Source organism: Brevibacillus dissolubilis (assembly GCF_006170445.1).
In the GTDB taxonomy this organism is placed as follows: domain Bacteria; phylum Bacillota; class Bacilli; order Brevibacillales; family Brevibacillaceae; genus Brevibacillus_B; species Brevibacillus_B dissolubilis.
The window spans coordinates 883,800-904,467 of sequence record NZ_VCNA01000001.1 but is presented as its reverse complement, the minus strand read 5'-3'; the positions used below and the strand labels follow the sequence as shown (position 1 = coordinate 904,467).

At 52.7% G+C, this 20,668-nt stretch carries 16 protein-coding genes and 13 tRNA genes; 26 read left to right on the top strand and 3 right to left on the bottom strand.

Going from position 1 to position 20,668, the window contains the following annotated elements; translation table 11 throughout:
- Positions 1-30: 30 nt before the first annotated feature.
- The 13 genes from FGI41_RS02675 to FGI41_RS02615 all read left to right on the top strand — a co-directional run bounded on the left by FGI41_RS02675 (position 31) and on the right by FGI41_RS02615 (position 1,264).
- Positions 31-106: transfer RNA gene (locus FGI41_RS02675), tRNA-Lys, on the top strand.
- Positions 107-125: 19 nt separating this feature from the next.
- Positions 126-201, top strand: a tRNA-Gly gene (locus FGI41_RS02670).
- A gap of 8 nt (positions 202-209) precedes the next feature.
- Positions 210-286 (top strand) — tRNA-Arg (locus FGI41_RS02665).
- A gap of 9 nt (positions 287-295) precedes the next feature.
- Positions 296-372: transfer RNA gene (locus FGI41_RS02660), tRNA-Pro, on the top strand.
- Between the two features lie 16 nt (positions 373-388).
- Positions 389-471, top strand: a tRNA-Leu gene (locus FGI41_RS02655).
- A 20-nt stretch (positions 472-491) separates the two neighbouring features.
- Positions 492-580 (top strand) — tRNA-Ser (locus FGI41_RS02650).
- A gap of 27 nt (positions 581-607) precedes the next feature.
- Positions 608-683, top strand: a tRNA-His gene (locus FGI41_RS02645).
- A 20-nt stretch (positions 684-703) separates the two neighbouring features.
- Positions 704-777: transfer RNA gene (locus FGI41_RS02640), tRNA-Cys, on the top strand.
- Positions 778-787: 10 nt separating this feature from the next.
- Positions 788-872 (top strand) — tRNA-Leu (locus FGI41_RS02635).
- Positions 873-888: 16 nt separating this feature from the next.
- Positions 889-965 (top strand) — tRNA-Ile (locus FGI41_RS02630).
- Positions 966-977: 12 nt separating this feature from the next.
- Positions 978-1,052 (top strand) — tRNA-Asn (locus tag FGI41_RS02625).
- 8 nt (positions 1,053-1,060) lie between these two features.
- Positions 1,061-1,153: transfer RNA gene (locus tag FGI41_RS02620), tRNA-Ser, on the top strand.
- Positions 1,154-1,177: 24 nt separating this feature from the next.
- Positions 1,178-1,264: transfer RNA gene (locus FGI41_RS02615), tRNA-Leu, on the top strand.
- Positions 1,265-1,362: 98 nt separating this feature from the next.
- Here the strand turns inward: FGI41_RS02615 and FGI41_RS02610 are convergent.
- The 3 genes from FGI41_RS02610 to FGI41_RS02600 form a co-directional block, all read right to left on the bottom strand.
- Positions 1,363-1,812 carry a GNAT family N-acetyltransferase gene (locus tag FGI41_RS02610; RefSeq protein WP_139488314.1) on the bottom strand — a complete coding sequence of 150 codons (450 nt, stop codon included), beginning with the start codon at positions 1,810-1,812 and terminating at the stop codon, positions 1,363-1,365.
- 219 nt (positions 1,813-2,031) lie between these two features.
- A complete protein-coding gene (locus FGI41_RS02605; protein WP_139488312.1) occupies positions 2,032-5,322 on the bottom strand; it encodes a DEAD/DEAH box helicase in 3,291 nt (1,096 codons plus the stop codon).
- Positions 5,319-5,798, bottom strand: a complete 480-nt coding sequence (locus FGI41_RS02600; RefSeq protein ID WP_139488310.1) for a low molecular weight protein-tyrosine-phosphatase — start codon at positions 5,796-5,798, stop codon at positions 5,319-5,321. Before FGI41_RS02600 ends, FGI41_RS02605 begins: the two co-directional genes overlap by 4 nt.
- Before the next feature lie 255 nt (positions 5,799-6,053).
- Here FGI41_RS02600 and FGI41_RS02595 point away from each other — a divergent pair, with 255 nt between their 5' ends.
- The 13 genes from FGI41_RS02595 (at position 6,054) to FGI41_RS02540 (ending at position 20,579) form a co-directional block, all read left to right on the top strand.
- The gene (locus FGI41_RS02595) at positions 6,054-7,526 is read left to right on the top strand and encodes a methyl-accepting chemotaxis protein (protein WP_176560087.1); all 1,473 of its coding nucleotides are present in this window, start codon (positions 6,054-6,056) and stop codon (positions 7,524-7,526) included.
- 146 nt (positions 7,527-7,672) lie between these two features.
- On the top strand, positions 7,673-8,833 hold the full coding sequence (locus FGI41_RS02590) for an ABC transporter ATP-binding protein (protein ID WP_139488308.1): 1,161 nt from the start codon (positions 7,673-7,675) through the stop codon (positions 8,831-8,833).
- A gap of 3 nt (positions 8,834-8,836) precedes the next feature.
- Positions 8,837-9,709 (top strand): carbohydrate ABC transporter permease, encoded by an 873-nt coding sequence (locus FGI41_RS02585; protein WP_139488307.1) that lies wholly within the window; start codon positions 8,837-8,839, stop codon positions 9,707-9,709.
- Positions 9,710-9,730: 21 nt separating this feature from the next.
- Positions 9,731-10,558 (top strand): carbohydrate ABC transporter permease, encoded by an 828-nt coding sequence (locus FGI41_RS02580; protein WP_139488305.1) that lies wholly within the window; start codon positions 9,731-9,733, stop codon positions 10,556-10,558.
- A 39-nt stretch (positions 10,559-10,597) separates the two neighbouring features.
- Positions 10,598-11,929: an ABC transporter substrate-binding protein gene (locus FGI41_RS02575; RefSeq protein ID WP_139488304.1), complete on the top strand. Its 1,332-nt coding sequence runs from the start codon at positions 10,598-10,600 to the stop codon at positions 11,927-11,929.
- Between the two features lie 108 nt (positions 11,930-12,037).
- Positions 12,038-12,769 (top strand): glycerophosphodiester phosphodiesterase, encoded by a 732-nt coding sequence (locus tag FGI41_RS02570; protein WP_139488302.1) that lies wholly within the window; start codon positions 12,038-12,040, stop codon positions 12,767-12,769.
- A 12-nt stretch (positions 12,770-12,781) separates the two neighbouring features.
- Positions 12,782-13,720, top strand: a complete 939-nt coding sequence (locus FGI41_RS02565; protein ID WP_139488379.1) for an RluA family pseudouridine synthase — start codon at positions 12,782-12,784, stop codon at positions 13,718-13,720.
- Between the two features lie 368 nt (positions 13,721-14,088).
- Entirely contained in the window at positions 14,089-15,690 is a 1,602-nt protein-coding gene (locus tag FGI41_RS02560; protein ID WP_139488377.1) for a spore germination protein, read from the top strand.
- Between the two features lie 6 nt (positions 15,691-15,696).
- Positions 15,697-16,887, top strand: a complete 1,191-nt coding sequence (locus FGI41_RS02555) for a Ger(x)C family spore germination protein (RefSeq protein ID WP_139488300.1) — start codon at positions 15,697-15,699, stop codon at positions 16,885-16,887.
- Positions 16,884-17,111: a hypothetical protein gene (locus tag FGI41_RS25800; protein WP_497497524.1), complete on the top strand. Its 228-nt coding sequence runs from the start codon at positions 16,884-16,886 to the stop codon at positions 17,109-17,111. Before FGI41_RS02555 ends, FGI41_RS25800 begins: the two co-directional genes overlap by 4 nt.
- 10 nt (positions 17,112-17,121) lie before the next feature.
- Entirely contained in the window at positions 17,122-18,207 is a 1,086-nt protein-coding gene (locus FGI41_RS02550) for a GerAB/ArcD/ProY family transporter (protein ID WP_139488298.1), read from the top strand.
- Positions 18,208-18,300: 93 nt separating this feature from the next.
- On the top strand, positions 18,301-19,302 hold the full coding sequence (locus FGI41_RS02545) for a UCP032817 domain-containing protein (RefSeq protein ID WP_139488297.1): 1,002 nt from the start codon (positions 18,301-18,303) through the stop codon (positions 19,300-19,302).
- 182 nt (positions 19,303-19,484) lie between these two features.
- On the top strand, positions 19,485-20,579 hold the full coding sequence (locus FGI41_RS02540; RefSeq protein WP_139488296.1) for a YheC/YheD family endospore coat-associated protein: 1,095 nt from the start codon (positions 19,485-19,487) through the stop codon (positions 20,577-20,579).
- Positions 20,580-20,668 lie beyond the last annotated feature (89 nt).

Below are 20,668 nucleotides of genomic sequence, written 5' to 3'. Positions count from 1 at the left end.
GTTCAAATCCTAGTACCCCAGCCATTATGGGAGCCATTAGCTCAGTTGGTAGAGCATCTGACTTTTAATCAGAGGGTCGAAGGTTCGAGTCCTTCATGGCTCACCATTTTTCCAAACAAAAAGATGCGGACGTAGCTCAATTGGTAGAGCGTCGCCTTGCCAAGGCGAAGGTCGAGGGTTCGAGACCCTTCGTCCGCTCCATAACAGATGTGCCCTTAGCTCAGCCGGATAGAGCGTTTGACTACGAATCAAAAGGTCGGGAGTTCGAATCTCTCAGGGCACGCCACTATATGATCGGGAAGTAGCTCAGCTTGGTAGAGTACTTGGCTTGGGACCAAGGGGTCGCAGGTTCGAATCCTGTCTTCCCGACCATTTTTCATCTGAATAAGCCGGTATGGCGGAATTGGCAGACGCGCGCGACTCAAAATCGTGAGGGAAACCGTGGGGGTTCAAGTCCCTCTACCGGCACCATATCTTCACTTTACTATTGCGGAGGGATACCGAAGTGGTCATAACGGGGCGGTCTTGAAAACCGTTAGGCGGCAACGTCACGGGGGTTCGAATCCCTCTCCCTCCGCCACTTATCTACAAAATGTTTTTCATTATGGCGGTCGTGGTGAAGCGGTTAACACACCGGATTGTGGCTCCGGCACTCGGGGGTTCGAATCCCCTCGATCGCCCCATAATATCTTTTCATATCAGTGGGAGTATAGCCAAGTGGTAAGGCACGGGTCTGCAAAACCTTCACCCCCGGTTCAAATCCGGGTACTCCCTCCATAATTGATTTGCGGTCGTGGCGGAATTGGCAGACGCACCATCTTGAGGGGGTGGCGGGGCGACCCGTGTGAGTTCGAGTCTCACCGACCGCACCAATTTTTAAAGTAAAATGGGCCTATAGCTCAGTTGGTTAGAGCGCACGCCTGATAAGCGTGAGGTCGGCTGTTCGAGTCAGCCTAGGCCCACCACTTTTATATTGTTCCTCAGTAGCTCAATGGTGGAGCAACCGGCTGTTAACCGGTAGGCTGGCGGTTCGAGTCCGTCCTGAGGAGCCATTACAGATGGACAGGTGTCCGAGTGGCCGAAGGAGCACGATTGGAAATCGTGTAGGCGGTGTTGAACCGTCTCGTGGGTTCAAATCCCACCCTGTCCGCCATCTTACTCAACAACATGTGAATATGCGGCCGTGGCGGAATTGGCAGACGCGCTAGTTTCAGGTACTAGTGGTGGCAACACCGTGGGGGTTCAAGTCCCTTCGGCCGCACCAACTTCTTTCAAATGATCATGTTGCTACATACGATATAAGAAGGAAAGCTCTGATGCAGATCACTGCGTCAGAGCTTTTTTGCCAATTGTCTATCCGATCTATAGATCAAGGATGACCGCCATCTCTTTACCAAAACGGTCGCCTTTGTCGACAAAGCCCAATCTGGCATACAGACGGTCTGCTCCCTGATTTTCGGGATGATAGCCGACCACGATTCGTTGGCAACCAGGCAGGGCAGCCATTTGTTGAATCATGAGCTCGGCCGCCCTTAATCCAATGCCTTGCCCCTGTGCATGCTGATCGACCATGATACGGTAAATCCAATACCCGCCAAGCTCCTCCTCCACGGTATTGTACATCAGAAATCCAACAGGCTTGCCATCCGAATAAATCGCGTAGGGCTGTAGGGTAGGTTCGAATTTGGACTGAGCGATCGATACCGCATTGGGCTCTATGTAGTGGATTTGCTCGTTGGCAACCTGCAATTTGCAGCATTCGTACCAATTTTCTGAATGTAGTGCGACCAATTCTACTTGATTATCTGTCATGATATATCCCCTTTATCTTGTATGTACAAGTTATTGTGTTACCGTATCCATTATAATCCTTTCATGATGGATCGTCAGTAACCTGAACGCAATTACGGTGGGGTAGATTACGTACTATGGTCGACATTCATCATTTTGAACGGGAAAAAAGCCTTGACCTGCTGCTATGCACAGTGGTCAAGGCTTCTTTTTGTTCTGATCGATCGCTAAACCCATCCTTTATCCGATCATCAGGATTTCGCGGATCTCTTGCTCAGTCAATGAGGAGAAAGATTCTTGACCTGACTGGATCACTTCGTCGATGAGATGCTTCTTTTTCTGCTGGAGGTCGTACATCTTTTCTTCCATCGTACCTTGGGTGACGAGGCGAATGACCTGTACCACGTTTTTCTGCCCGATGCGGTGGGCGCGGTCAGCGGCCTGCTGTTCCACGGCGGGGTTCCACCAGAGGTCATAGAGGATGACGGTGTCGGCTCCAGTCAGGTTGAGTCCGGTACCGCCAGCTTTGAGCGAGATCAGGAACAGCTCGCTTTCGCCGTCATTGAACCGATTGCACAGCTCGACACGCTCGCGCGCAGGGGTCTGGCCGTCCAGATAAAAATACGGAATCCCCTGATAGCCCAGTTCCCGTCCGATCAAGCCGAGCATCTCGGTGAATTGGGAGAAAAGCAGGAGGCGTTTGCCCGTGCTTCTGCATTCCTCGACGATCTCCATCAGCTGCTCGAACTTGGACGAGCTGCCTTTGTACCCCTCGACAAAAAGAGCGGGATGACAGCAGATCTGGCGCAGGCGGGTGAGACCGGCGAGGATTTTGATCCGGTTCTGCTGGTAGCTGCCTTCGTTGAGGTGCTTGAGGGTCTCCTGCTGGAGCTTGGCGAGATAGGCGGTGTAGAGCTTTTTCTGCTCGGGCAACAGCTCAGAGGCATGCAGGGATTCGATTTTCTCCGGCAGGTCTTGCAGGACATCGGTCTTCACGCGGCGCAGCAGAAACGGTCTGATGCGCTTGGCAATCATGTCCCGTGTGAGATTGTTGAATGCTTTGCGATCCTGGAACAAGGCGGGGAAGACGACATCGAAGATCGACCAAAGCTCCTCCAATTGGTTCTCGACAGGTGTCCCGGTCAAGGCGAAGCGGTACTGCGATGAGATCAGCTTGACCGCTTTTGCCGTCTGGGTCGCATAGTTCTTGAACGCCTGTGCCTCGTCGAGGATGAGGGTGTGATACGATTCATCGTGGTATAGCTCATAATCCCGGCGCAGCAGGGGATAGGACGTAATGATGACATCGGTCTGGGACACGTCTTGCAGGATGCGCCTGCGGTCGGTTTTGCTTCCGTCCACGATGGCGACGCGCAGCTCTGGGGCGAATTTTTGCATCTCGTTCTTCCAGTTGTACATGAGCGAGGAGGGGGAGATGATCAGGGCGGGTGTCTGCTGCTGTCTGATGTCGGGCAGCACCGAGACGATGAATGCGATGCTTTGGATCGTCTTCCCAAGCCCCATATCATCTGCAAGAACCCCGCCAAACCCATAATGGGCCAGCGTCTTCATCCACTGGAATCCGAACTTCTGATAATCACGCAGCGTGGAAGCCAAGGAATCTGGCACCGGATAGTCAAGCTGATCGGGATTGCGCAGGTTGTCCAGCAATTGACGTACGGATTTGCTCAGCTTGACGTTATGGCCTTGCGTGTTCGGGTCGATCAGCTGGAGTCCGCGAAGCGCGGGGAGGCGAAGCTCTGTGCCTCTCAGGTCACTGCTGTGCAGGCCCATCTCGCTCATGAAGAGATGGAGGTCTTGAAACTCGTTGCCCTCCAAGGGAAGCAGGGAACCGTTCGGCAGGCGGTAGTACCTGCGCTTCTCTTCTAAGGATTGCAGCAGATTGCGGATTTCGGTCTCAGGAATCCAATCCATATTGAGCTTGAATTCGAGCCAGTTGATCCGATCATCGACATCCACATTGACGCTTACTTTGGGGATGTTGTGTCCGGTATGAATCCGCAGCTTGACGGCGGTGGTCGCGTAGATTTTGACCAGCTTTTCCAGTTGGGGCACGACATGGTAGAGGAAATCGTACTCGGCTTCCTCGTCTGTCATCACATACCCGCCCTCTGTTTTGGTAAAAGGGCTACGCTCGATCAGCTCGGTGATGTGCCGCTCCTGTTCGCTGTCCCGCACGAGCAGACGGTCGGAGTAGCGGTTCTGTCCATTGACCTCTGCCTCCAGCGGATTGATGATGATATCCCCGTATTGAAACTCCAGTGCGGCAAGCAGCCTGTCCTTCACGCGGTCCAGATACAGCTTGGCCTGCAGCGGAGTCTGCACGATCTGCTCGGAGACCGCCTTGGAGATCTGGACGTTGCCAAGCCTCTTTAGACCGGGGATCACTTTTTCCATAAAAGCTTCCATCTGTCCGCTCTCTATCTGGATGTGATCCTGACCCGATTTTTCCAGGAGGTCTGTCAGGTCGGCAAGGCGCTTGCATTGGCTGGCGGGTAAGGTGATCAGCCTTCCATCTGTGAAAACCATCCCGTACGACTCCAAGACGGTGATCTTCTCCAGACCCTGCACATCCAGTTGATAGGCTTGTGGCCCGGCCTGGTCAAAGGCGAAGTGGAGCGGGATTTTATCATGGGAGAGTTCAATACCGCTGAATTTGCGATCTCCGTCAGCCAGCAGAACCTTGGGAGCCTGTTTGAGTAGCGGCAGCAGGGTTTTCCACATGGCGGGACGGACGAGGATCATCCGGTCGGCGCTGGCACTGGCCGCATGTACGGAATACATGGGAGAGGTGTCGCGGTATGTTTTTTCCTCGTGGTACATCTGGATCAGCTGACGGATGACGGCTTCATTTTCCTTGGTGAAGCTGTGGACGTCCGGGTCGTAGGTGAAATTCCGGGAGATGCGGCAGGGCTGTCTTTGGTCGATTCGGTCTAAAAGTTCTTTGAGATGGGATACGACATAAAGCTGCTTGGGGCCAAGCTTCAGCTCGATACCGAGCAGCGATGTGCGCCTGCTGTAGGTGAGCAGTCGGCAGGTGAATTCTACTTCGAGCAGCTCCCTTGTCTCGATCAGGGTCTGATTGCTGATCGGACGGACGGGCTTGTCGTCAAAAAGCGCAAGGATACTGTTGGTCAACTCAACATCTCCGGCAAAAGAGGGAGCGTGGCTAGGCTCGACGTTACCAGAATGGTCTGATGAGAGCGGAGATACTGCACCGTCCTGCTGGAGTGTATACAGATTGATCAAGACAGCAGCGATATGCTGGCAGTACTGATGGTACGAACCAAGCGTAGGACAGCTGCACTCGGCTTCCACATCGCCGTTGTCATAGAATTGGATGCTGACGTCGTGGGTGCTGGTGGCTTTCACAGTGGCAGTGAAGCTTTGGGTATCGAGGTCATACTTGGTATAAGAGACTTTTCGGGCGCGACTGAGGGCTTCCCCTTTTTTATAAGAGAGCTGGCCGCACCAGTGCTTCATGGTCTGCTTGGTCAGTGACAGGCTCATTTTGCCGTCCCGGATAACCCGTGCTCTGCACAGATCTTCGCGAGCAATCCCTGGCAGCCAGCCTCAACCAAGTCATACACGTATTCGAAGCGCCCGGTATAGTAAGGGTCTTCCACATTGGCCTCGCCCGTATTGGCAGCATGATCCATCAAGCGGGAGATATGCTGTGCATTCGGTGCCAATCGCTTGAGTCCTGCGAGATTCTCCTCATCCATACAGACGATATAGTCGAATTGGTCAAAATCCTGTTGCACGATCTGACGCGCCCGCAGAGTATCATGGGAGACGCCTTTTGCCGTCAAAATCTTCCGGGTGCCTTGGTGCGGTGGTTCACCTGCGTGCCAGCCGCCCAGTCCGCAAGAATCTACCGAGATCTGCCGAGACAATCCCGCTTGCTCGACCTGATGACGGAAGACAGCCTCCGCCATCGGAGAGCGGCAGATGTTGCCGAGACAGACGAATAGAACATGAATCATAGACAGAAGTACCTCCTTCTCATATATAAAACGTATACAAACGCACCGATTCCCGTCCACATACGCAAGCTGTTAGTTAACCTCTCTCATTATAATTGCTAGAAATATAGATGATAGAAAAATAAAAATCTTATTTTTGTTTCTTCTGTAATAAAAAGTAATGGATGTTGTTTTTTCTAAATATATTCCAAAATAAAACAAAATAAATTACTATGGAGTCAAAAGATAAATATAACAAGTAAAGGGAGAGGCTCCATGACTCAATTTGAACATCTTCACTCAAGAAACAAGCTCTTATCTAAACTTCTTTGGTTCTCACTCGCACTCGTAACATTCGTCACCTTAGCATCCAAGGGACAGACTCTTCATGTCTTGCTGACTACAGGTGTACTTTGCTGCCTGACCGTCAGTGTGCTTGTAGCCAAAAAGATATTCGTTCAGCAGACGCCGTATCTCGTCGTGATCGTGCTTGCCGTAATCTCTTATATGCTTGCTACGTCAGGTCCGACAGTGGGTTCCTACCTGCTCGTCTACTATAGCCTGGCGGTCGTCACGTTGTATCATAACTATCGCGTGATCCTGATGAGTTCTCTGATCGGACTTGCCCTGACCAACTACTACTATGTGGCAGGCTTTGGGGCGACCATGTTCTCGTCGCAAAAGTTCTCAACCTTAATCGGGGTCGATCTGATGTTCATCCTCATCACAGGTATGCTGATCACACAGGCCCGCATCGGTGAAAAGCTGCAAAAGGACATGGAAGAAAAGCAACAGCAATCTATCGAAGCCAATCAAAAAGTAGAAGAGATCCTCACTGAGATCAGACACTCCGTCAATGTGCTGGGAAATTTCAGCAAAGATGTACACGCCAATGTCATCGCTTCCGGCCAGATTTCCAAGGAAGTCACCCTCGCCTTCCAAGATGTAGCACGCGGTGTCGAACAGCAGGTCACAAGCATCACCGAGATCGGCGACGTCATCAAAGAGGTGGACCAAGGTGTCTTGCAGGTAAGCGTAAGCTCTGCAGAGATGATGACACTCTCCCAGAATACCAACAGCGTCACCGGCAGGGGCAGCGACCAGCTTAGCTCGCTTGTACAAGGGATCGGCCATGTCCGTACGATCGTAGACAATACCGTTACTATTATGAACGATTTAGACGAACAATCCAAGCAGATCAGCGAGATTCTCACCACGATCAGCGATATCGCCTCTCAGACCAACCTGCTGGCGCTCAATGCTGCGATTGAGGCGGCCCGGGCCGGAGAGCATGGCAGAGGCTTTGCCGTCGTCGCTGATGAGGTACGCAAGCTGGCGGAGAACTCCAGCGAGTCCACTTCTCGCATCGGGGTGATCCTTGAACAGATTCGTCAGAAGACCAGCATGGCGGTCGGACAGGTCAATGAGGGGCAACGGGCGATTCACGAGAGCTACCAGGCGACCGAGCAGACCGGCGAGATTTTTTACCTGATCAGTCACAACACCAACGATGTCGAGCAGCGCGCCGATGAGGTGGAGAGACTCGTCAGCACGGTCAAGGCATCTTCTGCCGGCATCGTCAGGGAGCTGTCCAGCCTGTCTGAGATCAGCGAAGAGTCAGGTGCAGCTGTGGAAGAGATTCTCGCCAGCATCGAGGAACAGAACCGTCGTATCGAAGAGGTGGTCGACAGCTTCATGCAGCTGGAGAAGCTGACCAAGCAGTTAGAAGGGCTTGTTCACAAAGCCTGACGTTTCTTTACGATACCTTTACTTCCAGTTTAAACCAAATTAACCTCAGTCTTTTACTATCAAAACTAACACTTTTGATGGTTTGAGACTGAGGTTTTCTTTTTTCATCACAGAGCGTCAGAGGCAGACGTACAAGGAGGAATGACATGGCTTCCGTAACACTCAAGCATGTTACCAAAACATTTGAGAAGCAGACCGTCTTAGACGATATCTGCCTCGATATCACAGAAGGCTCGTTCACCGTATTGGTCGGCCCGTCCGGCTGCGGTAAATCGACGACACTGCGCATCATCGCAGGTCTGGAAAAAGAGACAGACGGTGAGATCTGGATCGGCGGGCAACAGGTCAACAATACCGCGCCAGGTGACCGCGATATCGCCATGGTGTTCCAAAGCTATGCGCTCTACCCAACGATGTCCGTCTACGAAAATATCGAATTCGGGCTGAAGAACCGCAATGTACCGCGTGCCGAGCGGAAAAAGCTGATCGATGAGATCGCCGAGGTGACAGGGCTTGCCGATTATCTCAAGCGCAAGCCTGCTACGCTCTCCGGCGGTCAGCGTCAGCGTGTCGCCCTTGCCCGTGCGATGGTGAAAAAGCCCAAGGTGTTCCTCATGGATGAACCGCTCTCCAATCTCGATGCCAAGCTGCGCAACCAGATGCGCCAAGAGCTGATCATGCTGCATAAGGAGCTTGGCACAACATTCATCTATGTCACGCACGATCAGGTGGAGGCGATGTCGATGGGCGATCAGATCGTCCTGATGAACGGGGGGCGTATCCAGCAGGCGGCACAGCCATTGGTCGTCTACGATCAGCCGAGCAACCTGTTCACTGCGCAGTTCATGGGGACACCGCCGATGAATATGTTTGAAGCGATGATCGATGCATCAGGCAAAGAGGTGAAGATCGGCAACCACCCGATCACCAAGCCACTCCCGGCCAACCATCTCGCTGCCTTGCACAGCCAACGCGGACAGCGCATCCATATTGGCATCCGTCCGGAAAAATTGCAGATGGTAAGCCACGAGCAGGCACCGCTTTCGCTTGTGTCCAAGTCGGATGGCTTCGATATTACCGGGATCATCGACACGCGGGAAGCGCTCGGTTCGGAGACAATCTACTCCGTATCCACCCTGTACGGACGCGTGATGGTCAAGAGCTATCAGGAAGAGCTGTTGCGTGTCGGGGAATCGGTTGTGGTGTATTTTCCCTATGTGCATTGCCACTATTTCGCGCAAAATGGGGAGCGGATCGCCCGTGACGCCTTTTTCAGTACCCGTGCCGATGTGAGCGGAGGGGTGTAGGCGATGAGGGCAGCGGAGAAGCTTCGTCCGTACCTGTTTACGGCACCGTCGATGTTGATCTTTTGGCTGTTTTTTCTCTATCCGATCGGGTACATGATCTACCTGAGTTTTACCTCGTGGAACATGATTCATCCTGTCAAAGAATTCGTCGGGCTGGAAAACTATCAGGAATTGCTGGCTGACCCCGACTTTCATCAGGTGATGAGCAATACGGTGCTCTACACGGTGCTGTCGGTGTTGATTGCGCTCGGGCTGGCACTGGTGCTGGCGCTCTGGCTCAACCGCAGTGGCTGGGTGTACAGCATGATGCAGGGCGCGATATTTAGCCCGTATATCATCTCGCTGGTTTCGGTGTCGCTTTTGTGGCTCTGGCTGATGGACCCGCAGTACGGTCTGCTCAACTGGCTGCTTGGCCTCATCGGTCTGCCGCCGTCCCCATGGCTTTCGCACAATGACACGGCGATCTATGCGCTCGTACTGGTCAGCGTCTGGAAAATGGTCGGCTACAACACGCTCGTCTGTATCGCCGGACTGCAAAGCATCCCCAAGGAGCTGCATGAAGCCGCCCAGCTGGACAAAGCATCTGTCTGGAGTGAGTTCTGGCGGATTACTCTACCGATGCTGTCGCCGACACTGTTTTTCCTGCTGGTGGTCAATACGATCTCGTCTTTTCAGGTGTTTGATACAGTCAAAATCATGACACAGGGCGGCCCGGTCAACAGCACCAACATGCTGGTGTATTACATTTTTGAGTATGGCTTCGAGTTCTTCAAGATCGGGTATGCGTCTGCCGCAGGGGTTGTCCTGTTCGTGCTGATCGGCTTGATGACGGTCTTTCATTTTTTGATTTTGTCCCGCAGAGTTCATTACCGCTAAAAGGCGAGGGAGGGATACGTGATGAGTGCTGTGCGCTGGTTCCGTAAAGGGGCGGAGATCCTTGCCTTGGCGGGGATTGCCCTGATGTTTGTTTTTCCGTTTTTGTGGATGACCCTGACGGCACTGAAGGGGATGGATGAGGTGCATGTCTTCCCGCCGACGTGGATTCCTGAACAGATTCTGTGGGAGAACTTCGCGCAGGCGTGGGGATCAGGGCCGTTTTTGACCTATTTCTTCAATAGTATCTTTGTCGCGGTGGCGATTCTGGTGTTGCAGATAGTAACCGGGGTTCCGGCGGCGTATGCGTTTGCGCGGTATCGGTTTCGTGGGTCGAAGGTGCTGTTTGCCTTGACGCTCATCGCTTTGATGATACCGCCGCAGCTGACATTTTTGCCGGTGTTCATCCAGATGAGTGAGTGGGATCTGCTCAACACCTATCTGCCGCTGATCCTGCCGTATGCGGCGAGTGCGTTCGGGATTTTTCTGTTGCGGCAGGCGTTCATGCAGGTACCGGAGGAGCTCATCGAGGCGGCACGGCTGGATAAGGCGAGCGAGTGGCAGATCATCTGGACGATCATGCTGCCGATGGCAAAGCCGGTGCTGATTACCTTTGGCTTATTCAGCTTCATCTATCACTGGAACGATTACTTCTGGCCGCTGGTCATGACCAACAATGACGCGTTCCGCACACTGCCGCTGGGGATTGCGATGCTCAAATCGAGCGAGGGCAGTATCTATTGGAACATCGTCATGGCGGGCAATGTGATTCTCGTTTTGCCGATTCTTCTGATGTTTTTTATGGCCCAACGACAGATCATCCGTGCGTTTGTCTATTCGGGCGTAAAATAATCCTTTTCAATAAAAATAATGGAGTGGGGGAACACGTTCATGAAAAAGCAATCTTGGATCATCGCCGCCTTGACAGCGGTCAGTATGCTGGCAGGCTGTGGTCAGCAGGCACAGCCAGCAGGTACGTCGGCAGATCATGCCAGCCACGGTGCAGGTTCAGCAGACGCTGGCGCAATTGGTGGGCAAAAAGTAACCATCGACTTCTGGTACTCCCTCGGCGGCAAAAACGGCGAGATCGTCAAAGCGATGGTCGACGAGTTCAACCAATCCCAGCAGGCGGTCGAAGTAAAAGCTACGTACCAAGGCAACTACTACGACAACCACGCCAAAGTATTAGCCGCACTTGCGACCAACACCCAGCCTGATGTGACGATGGTAGAGATCGCATCGATCGCCGCTTTTGCCGATGCAGGTGCATTAGAAGACCTCAAGCCATTCGCAGAGGGACAGAATGGCACGGATATGCAGGACTACATCCCCGGCTTGCTCGGCAACTCCTATTGGCAGGACAAGTTCGTCGCGCTGCCATTCAACCGCTCCACCCCGTTGCTTTATGTGAACCGTGATATGCTGAAAAAAGCAGGACTCAATCCAGAAGGCCCAAAAACTTGGGACGAGCTGCGCGAATTCTCCAAAAAGCTCTCCCAAGGCAAAGGGGATGCTCAGACATGGGGCTTCTCTACGCCAATCGACATCTGGTTCTATGAAGCGCTGACCTTCCAAGCTGGCGGCGAGATCCTCAGCGAAGACGGCAAGCAAGTGAAGTTCAACGACGACAAAGGAACCGCGCCGATCCAATTCTGGAGCGATATGATCAAGGAACAGTCGATGAAGATGCCTCCAGGTGAAAAATACGATGCCTGGGACGTCGCTGAAGCTGATTTTACCAACCAAAAAGTCGGCATGATCTTCACCTCCACAGGCTCGCTTAACGGGATTTTGGAAAAGGCGAAGTTTGACGTCGGCACTGCCTTCCTCCCGGCAAAAGAAAGCTTCGGGGTACCGACAGGCGGCGCGAACCTCGTCATGCTGTCCAAGTCCACTCCAGAAGAGAAAGCAGGAGCATGGGCGTTCATGAAATGGCTGACCGAATCCGACCGCACCGCGAAGTTCTCCAAGGAGACAGGCTACATGCCAGTCCGCACCTCCGCACTGGAGTCCGAGCCGATGAAATCACTCTACGCCGAGAAGCCGCAGTTCAAGGTAGCGATCGACCAGCTCCAATACGCCAAGCCACGCCCGATGGCCCCAGGCTATAAAGAACTTCAGGAAACCATCATGTCCGAAATCCAACGTACCATCCTCGGTCAAGCCACCCCTCAGGACGCCCTGAATAAAGCTGCCGAAAAAGGCCAAAAACTGTTAAAATAAGATTGTTCGAATCAACAGGGTGTGACCATGCAGACGTGTCATGCCCTGTTTTTGCATGAAGGGATTGCAGGTATTGCAGGCAGGAGAATGAGAGGGAGAGGAAAACCTATGCGCAAAAATCCATGTATGGCCCACCGTGGCTGGTCAGGTCAAGCCCCAGAAAACACGCTGGCGGCGATCACCAAAGCATTGCATCATCCGCAGGTGGACGGAATCGAATTCGACGTGCAGCTGTCCCGTGACGGTGTCCCGATTGTGATCCACGACTTCACGCTAGAGCGTACCACCAACGGGCGCGGGCTTGTGCATGAGCATACGTTTGCCGAGCTGCGTGCCTTGGACGCTGGCAGCTGGTACGGCCCAGAATTCGCAGGTGAACGGATTCCGACGCTGGAAGAAGTATTGATTGCCAACACGGGGAAAAAACTGTTAAATATTGAACTGAAGAAGATGGGGATGAATGAGCAGAACGGCATTGAGGCAAAAGTGATCGAGCTGATCCGCCGCTACGAGCTGGAGCAGCATGTGGTGGTCACATCGTTCAACCACGAAAGCGTCCGAAAGGTGAAGGAGCTGGCCCCTGACCTGCGTGTCGGCCCGATCATCTACGGCTATCCGACGATGATTCCTGAGCAGATCAAGCATATCGGCGCCAGCCTCGTCTCCATGGCCTATCATTATCTCACCCCAGAACTCGTACATAACCTGACCACAGCCGGAATAGGATTGGTCGCCTGGACGATTGACGAGTCTGCCCACATGGCGATGACCGCCGAATTGAGCGAAGGCATCCAAATCTGCACCAACCACCCGGATCGCTGGTTTTCACTGAAAGGATAGATTTTCACCATGATGATACCGATGCAAAAAGACGGCGAATGGCTGGTAGGAACCCTGACGGACAACGAAGCGGGGATGACCTACGGCGATTTGCTCAGAAGCAAGTGGGGTCTGCCGAAAAAGACGTCCCACTTGCTTTTTCAACACAAAGAGATAGTGGCAGACGGCGAGCCTGTGCTGCAGCATCACCAGACGAAGGCAGGGCAGAAGGTGGCTCTCAGGGTGTTGCAGCCGGAGACGTATGGGGTAGAGCCTGTGATTTCTTCTGGATCTGAGCTGGATGTCTTGTATGAGGATGATCATGTGCTGGTGGTCAACAAACCGGCGGGCTTGCTGGTACATCCGACAGGGGCAGAGCATAAGGATACGCTGGATCACCGCGTGGCAGGTCATCTGAAAAAGCAGGGGATCGAGGCGAAGGTGCGCCATGTGCATCGGCTCGACCAGGACACCTCGGGCGCAGTGCTGTATGCCAAGCATGCGCTGGCCGGGGCTTTATTGGATGAGCTGTTGCGGGCGCAGGAGATTAAGCGGACGTATATCGCTTTTGTCCATGGAGTCGTGGCGAAGGATTCGGGCAAGATCGATGCTGCTATCGGCAAGGACAGGCATCATCCGACGAGACGGCGGGTCTCTCCGAACGGGGAGCATGCAGTGACCCATTATCGGGTGGTGGAGCGGTATAAGAATGCGACGCTGGTCGAGTGTCGGCTGGAGACGGGCCGGACGCATCAGATTCGGGTGCATATGGGGTATCTGGGGCATCCGTTGATTGGGGATACGCTGTATGGTGGGAAGCAGGTGAAGGAGCTGAAGGCGGGACGGCAGGCGCTGCATGGGCGGGAGTTGAGGTTTGTGCATCCGTTTGGCGGGGAAGTCGTGACGGTTGAGGCGGGGATGCCGGGGGATCTGGAGGTGCTCGGGCGAAGTGTCTCGACTGTAACGAGATGACGAATCCTATGATCTATCCCACCTTCGAAGCTCCGAGACTTACCCTCCGCATTCTCCCGCTGGATCATATAGTTGAAGTCTTCCATCACTGCGGTCTATTCGGTTGCTGGAGAAGCTGGGTTTTGGGCGGGAAGCTGAGATGAGAGAAAACCTGATTTACTTTTATTTACATAAATAATACTAGAAAAAGGGAGCGTGACGAATCGTCAACGGTCTCTTTTTTTGGTTGGACAGTTAACGTGCTCCTTCTCTCTCAGAATTGCCCTTCATTTACCGCCACTCCCCTATACACGCATATCTTACCAACTGAATTGGAAACATAAAACATCGGATACAGTAAACAGGAAGCAGGGGTGAGAGAGATCGATATGCTCCGCTTTTTTCGGAAAAGAAGAAACCCCAAACAACTGGGACGGGATTTACGGGAGACGAACCAGAGTCAGGTGAACGTAGATGAATATGCAGCCAATGTAAAAGACGCACCTGTCTCGTCTGATCTGGATGAGAATGAGCAGAGAGTCAAAGAGGTATTTGACCATTGCTCAGATATCGTGTTCCGCCGACTGGTGATCAATGACGAGACAGAGGCGTTGATCATTTTCGTCGACGGGATTGTCAATTCAGATCATATCAATGACAACATCTTGATCCCCCTGCTGCTGGAGTATACGACCATACCTGATCATGTCAGTCCCGAGGCACTGCAGGAGAAGCGTGTATCGCTGACACAGCTCACCCGCATGACACGGATTCCAAAGATCGTCGACGGGGTTCTGGCAGGGAATGTGGCACTCTTCGTGACAGGCTATGAAGAATGCCTGATGCTCAATGTCATCGGGGGTACCCGGCGCAGTGTGGCAGAGCCGTCGGGTGAGACGGTAATTCGCGGGCCGCGTGAGGGCTTCGTGGAAAATCTGCGGACCAACACGGCACTTCTGCGTTTTCGCCTGAAATCCACCCGGTTAAAAACCAAGCCGTTCATCATCGGGGAGGAGACGAGAACCAATGTCGTACTCGCTTATCTGGAAGGAATCGCTGACCCAGGCGTGATCGAGGAGGCCGAGAAACGCCTAAAGGCGATTAAAATAGACGGGGTGCTGGAGACGGGCTATCTGGAAGAATTAATGGAGGAGCAGCCGTTTTCACCGTTTCCGCAGTTCCAATATACCGAGCGCCCTGATACCGTGGCAGGTCAACTGCTGGAAGGGAAGTTTGCTATTTTTGTGGATGGCACACCTTTTGTGCTGACGGCTCCCGTGACGGTCTGGCAGATGATACAGGCCACCGAGGATTACTACGAACGATTTCTCATCGGGACGACATTGCGATGGCTGCGGTTTATTTTTGCTGCGATTGCCTTGTTGACCCCTGCGATGTATATTGCGATCTCGACGTACCACCAGGATATGCTGCCGACGACGCTGGTACTGAGTCTGGCGGCTTCACGGGAATCGATCCCTTTCCCAGCGATTGTCGAAGCGATGATCATGGAGATCGTCTTTGAGGCGCTGCGGGAAGCGGGGATTCGCTTACCCCGGACAATCGGACAGGCCGTCTCGATCCTCGGTGCGCTGGTCATCGGGCAGGCGGCGGTACAGGCGGGGATTGTGTCTGCGCCGATGGTGATCATCGTCTCGATTACGGGGATTGCTTCCTTTACCATCCCGAAGTATAACTTTGCGATCGCGATTCGAGTTTTGCGCTTTCCGTTGATGTTTTTGGCGGCTGCGCTGGGGTTGTTTGGGATCGTCATCGGTATGGTGTGGATTGTGCTGCATCTGTGCCATCTCCGCTCGTTTGGAGTGCCGTATCTGTCTGGTATTTCACCGTATCAGAAGAACATGATGAAGGATCTGTTCGTCCGTGCCCCTTGGTGGAATATGAAATACCGTCCGATTACCTTTAACAAGCAGAACCGCCGCCGCGTCGAATTGCAGGCCCATCCCACTCAGAATCAACAGGAGGAGTAGTCAACCGTGCCAAAACGTAGGGTTGCTTGTTGGATCACTCTTGCTGCCTGCCTACTGACAGGTTGCTGGGACCGCCGAGAGGTCAACGATGTCGCCTTCGTCGTTGGATCAGCAGCGGACAAGGAGAAAGACAAATACCGTACGACACTCCAAATCGCACTGCCTGGCCAACTGGGCGGGGTCGGCAGTCAGGGGGGAGGGGGTGGGACGAGCGGCAACAAGCCGTGGTTTAATGCTTCGGATTTTGCCGAGACCATCCGGGAATCTAGTCTCGAGCAGCAAAAAAGCGTCTCCCGTTTTCTCTATTACGCCCATCGCCGTACCTTTATGATTGGGGAAGGGCTAGCCAGAGATGGAATAGAGCCTATCATGGATGTTCTGGGTCGCATCCCTCAGAACCGCATGACCGCTTTTGTCGTGATTTCCAAGGGACCTGGATACCGTATCCTGAATGCGGATGCACCGATTGAGAAGTTCCCGGCAGAGATGATCCGAGAGCTCGCAGTCAATTCGATGAAAAACCCCCGGACGATTAAGCATGTCGTTAATCTGATACTTTCAGATGGGATCGACTTGGTACTGCCGATCGTCTCCCTCAAAAAATCCATTCCCGGACCTGGTGAAAAGGGAGGAAAGTCTACCATCGAGCTGGATGGACTTGCTGTCTTTCATCAGGACAAGTTAACCGGCTTACTGTCTGGAAAAGAAGCGAAAGGGGTTCTATTGGGGATGGGGGAAGCCACCCGTCCGGAGATCACGATCATGGCCCCGGGAGCCAAGGGTAAGATCACTGCTGTGTTTCCATTCATTTCCGTGAAGCACCAACCTGTCATCCAAGGTGATCAGATCACGATGAAGATCCAAATACGGGCGAGCGGGACGATCATTGAAAATGAATCCAACCTGGAACTGGGCAGGAAACACAACCTCCATAATATGGAAAAAGTGTTAGCTCAAACCATCAAATCCACAGTGGAATCAGGTATCCGGAAATTACAACGAAAGTACAATTCAGACGCGATTGGGTTTGGGAAAACAATCTATAATCAACTTCCTAAAGAATGGAAAAGATTTTCCGGTCGTTGGGACGAAATGTATCCAAAAGTGAAAGTGATGGTTGAAGTCCATACCCATATTGAACATTCAGGTGCATTAATCAAGCCGTTTGGCAGAAGGGATCGAAACATCCAAAAATGATTGCCTCGATGGTAAGTGCGCTCTTTATTTCATTGCTCATTTTGTTTTTTCAGCGAAAGCAATTGCAAGAGCTGGGCCGCCCCGTCCGCTATGCGACCTATGTTATCCTTTTGCTCAGCAGTGCCATCTGGGTCTATACCAGAACTGCGGAACATGTCTGGTATATGACGGTAGGGATGGAGAATCTCGTTGATCCCCTCATTCCATTCAGAGAGGACGATTAGGAGGGAACCCATGAGAATCTCCAACCATCAAATCGTCTTGATCGGGGCGATGTATGTCATCAATTCGACACTGATTTCCTTGCCGGCTCCCACGACCCAATACGCTAAGCAACAAGTCTGGCTCCCTCCGATCCTCTGTTGCCTGATCATCCTGTTTATCTTCTGGCTCCTGTGCAGGGTGCTCGCCCGATTTCCTGATCAAGATTTGTTTCAGGTGATGTCGAGCCGCTATCCGTTCTGGGGCAAATTTGTAATCGGCTCATTTGTCCTGCTCTATTTCATGATTCTAACCAGAGACGTTCGATTAATCATTGATTTTTTTAATGTGACATTGCTGCCGCAGACCCCTCTTTGGGTGACAGGTTCACTTACGGTGTTGACTATTGTGATGATTGCCCGTGGGGGTGTAGAGATTTTGGGGCGGATGACAGAGTTTTTTGCCCCTGCGTTGGTGATTGTCATCTTATTGATTCCTGTACTCCTAATCAAAGATTTCGATTATTCCTTTCTCATGCCATACAATGAATATGACTGGCAAGGGATTGGGATTGCTACCTGGTATAACTTGCCGTACTTTGGCGAGGTGCTTGGGATGGCCCTAATCTTTTCGAACCGTACCCTGCCGTTTCGGTTGGGCGTCCGTGCTCTGCTGTTGTCAACCGTTCTTTTGATAATCATAGGGATGTGCTCGCTGTTGATCTTAGGTGGTCAAATCGTGCCAAGGCTGATGTATCCCACCTATGAAACCGTCCGGCAACTGCGGGTAACCGACTTTTTAGACCGCTTTGAACTTCCGATGATCGGGGTCTGGCTGCCGACCATGCTGACCAAGGTAGCGTACAGCCTCTACATCGTCTCGTATGGGATCAAGCGGATGTTTCCACAGTTTACGGTTGATTTTATCGTCACACCGCTGGGGTACCTGACCTTTGTCTGTTCGTTCTGGTTTTTCAGTGACGCGATTCAGCTGTTCAAATTCAACCGCGAGTGGCCGATGTATGCCTTGACCGTACAGATATTGGTCCCGATCATGCTGTACCTGTTCCTCCGTCCCAAACGTCACCAGCTCGAATCAGGCGCATTGGAAAAAACATAAAATCTTTACAAAAACAAAACAAAGCCCTCTGAACATTTTTCCTTTTTTTCAGTTAAAATGAAAGAAAAGGATCATATGCCGGGGGGCGATGTTATGTTAGGTTTTATCATTGCCGCTATCGTCATCATCGCAGTTATTATCGGAATCAACGCACCCAAATGGTTCAACCCAAACCGGATTTATGAAAAGTATCCTGAGACCCCAAAAGATCTGGGGCTTCGAAAAGCATCCAAGCTATTGCTGACGGTAGATAGGCTGGAGGCTTCCTTTGACGCTGATTTTACCGCCCGACTCAAGTACCGGGTGATGCAGACGCATCCGAAGATGAAGGATGCAGAGTTTATGTGGCGATTGTTCGAGCTGAAGCGCTATCTGATGCTGACCGCTGTCCTAAAGCAAGTCCCCATGTTTAGTACCAAGGTGGACGATGTCTGGCACGAGATGCTGATGTTCACCCGCGAGTACAGCACGATCTGTGATCATGTCGCAGGTCAGTTTATCCATCATGCCCCACACACAGAGACGGTCTCGATGCCGCATGAGCGGGCTTGGTTCGACTGGGTCTATCATCAGGTATTCACCGGCACACCGCCGAGTCGTCATATGTATAGAGGCTTTTTCCAGAATCCGCTTGATCCGCGGCTTCTGCAGGACTTCCGCAATAAAACCGTGAGTGAATTGATCGAGAAGTACTTTAACAGTCAGGCGGTTACCCGTTATCCAGATGTGGCGAAGGGGGTGCAGCATCTGATTGAGACGCTCCAGAATCAGATCAAGCGGGCCGATCAGGAGATGCGTGAGACCTCTGTCAAAGAATACGTGAACCACATGGCGGATCGGGTTCGCCGTCGACAGTGGGAAGATGATCTTCCCCTGATGCTTGCCACAAGCTCGGTCTATCTGTCGCTGTATGCGCAGGACGATTACGCGGAGCACATGATGCTGCTGGATCGGGCTAAACAGGCAGATTCCAGCTCGGCGTCCAACTGTGGGGGCTATGTATCTGGCAACAGCTCCCATGATTCGTGCGACTCTTCTGACGGCAGCAGTGATTCCGGCTCCAGCTGCAGCAGCTGTGGTGGGGGAGGAGACTAGGCAGACGGAAACCGATCAGAGGGCGGGCGGACGCGGAATCAGTGTCCGGATGGAATTTGGAAGTAGATAGAATTGAAGTGTTTGGGAGCGGCTTCTGCTGCTCCTTTTTTTCTGGGCGCACGTCCCATCTTTGCGGCGAATAGACTGTCAAGTGTAAGACCGGGCAGAAAGGGTGTTTCCTCATGAAAAAGCCCATCATCGGCATCTTAACGTGGCGGGAAGGGAATTCCTTCGCGGAGCCGGGATATTTTCGCCAGCTGTGCAAAGAGGGGGAGGAGCTGGGAGCGACGGTGTTTTTGTTTTCTCCAGCCGACGTGTTCCCCGATCACAAGCGAGTGCGAGGGTTTACGCCAGCACCGGCGGGGGGCAAGGGCTGGGTGAGCCGGATTTATCCCAGACCCGATGCGGTGATCGACCGGTACCGCTACTCGCCCAATCAGGCATTCAAAGACTACGTGGCCCATCGCCAAAACGATACATCTCTCTATACCAACAACCGTCTGGCTAACAAATGGGCGGTTCATCGCGTACTATATCAGGATGAGCGGATGCACCGCTGGCTGCCCGAGACATGGGAGTACAGCCGTCCCAAGCTCCGCGAGATGACCAAAGCCTATCCGGTGCTGTACGCCAAACCGATCAACGGCACAGGCGGACGCGGCATCCTCAAGATCGAGCGCAGAGCGGGCGCCTATCACCTGCTTGGACGCGACAAACAACGTGCGAGAAAACGGGGCACGACCCGAACCTACAGCACCCTGCGCGACTGGGTGGAGAATTGGAAAAAACGCGAAAAATTCGTCATCCAGCAAGGTCTTGATCTCAATCTCGTACCTGGCCGGGCCGTCGATATGCGCCTTTTGATCCAGAAAAACGAGCTGGGCCAGTGGAGCGTCACCGGCTTGGGCGTACGCGTCGGTGGCAGGGAGAGTGCCACGTCCAACCTGCACGGCGGCGGTAAAGCGATACCAGCTAAGGAGTTCCTCACCCCACGCTTCGGCGTGCAGCGGACACATGCGATCCTCTCCGAATGTCACGAGCTGGCTCATCAGACTGCGGTGACGGTGGAGAATCATTATGGACGGATGATGGAGCTTGGGCTTGATATCGGGATCGACACGGATGGACGCGTCTGGCTGATCGAGATCAATCCGAAGCCGGGACGGGAGATTTTTAAGCAGATGGGGCAAAAGCTGAAGTACCAGCAGTCGATCAGGCGGCCACTGCAGTATGCGTTGTATTTGATTGAGCTGCATAAGAAGATACGGACTTCGTGAAGAAATGGGAGTCAAATGGTAAAAAATCTCTGTGGTGGTTATCGAATCGTAACCGGCAGAGATTTTTTTATTTTAGTAAATTGAAAATA